We start from the raw sequence: 421 nt of genomic DNA, 5'->3' as shown, positions 1-421 counted from the left end.
GATCTTTCCCACGACTTCGCCACGCTCATTGAGCAGCGGCGCGGCGCTCACTTGCGCCTGGAAACGCTCCCCGCTACCCCGAATCAGCTCGCACTCCGTGGTGTAGCCTTCGCCGGTTTCCTGCATGCGGGCGATCCCCTCACGGATCTGCGCATATTCGTCAGGGTCGTGCAGTATACAGATGTCGCTGCCGACCAGCTGTGCGCGTGTGTACCCAAACATGCGCTCGGCACTGTGGTTGGCCTCGCGCACTGTGCCCTCCAAGTCAACCTCGGTCAGGGCCACATCAGGTACCGCCCGAAGGATGGCCTCGATTCGTTGCCGGCCCGCCTCGCTGCGCTCCAGCGCCTGGCGCTGCTCGGTGATGTCCTGGATCGTCCCCTGAATGATTTGCTGGCCGTGCTCACCCTGCCAGCGCTGG

At 64.4% G+C, this 421-nt stretch carries 1 protein-coding gene; it reads right to left on the bottom strand.

Annotation, left to right across the window (positions count from 1 at the left end):
- On the bottom strand, positions 1–421 hold a 421-nt coding region (locus tag LRF89_RS13370; protein WP_238637393.1), incomplete at both ends, for a PAS domain S-box protein.

It is taken from the genome of Halorhodospira sp. 9621 (genome assembly GCF_022228055.1).
Taxonomy (GTDB): Bacteria; Pseudomonadota; Gammaproteobacteria; order Nitrococcales; family Halorhodospiraceae; genus Halorhodospira; species Halorhodospira halophila_A.
Note: the sequence above shows the minus strand (reverse complement) of the source record. Positions and strands in the feature narration are given on the sequence as shown.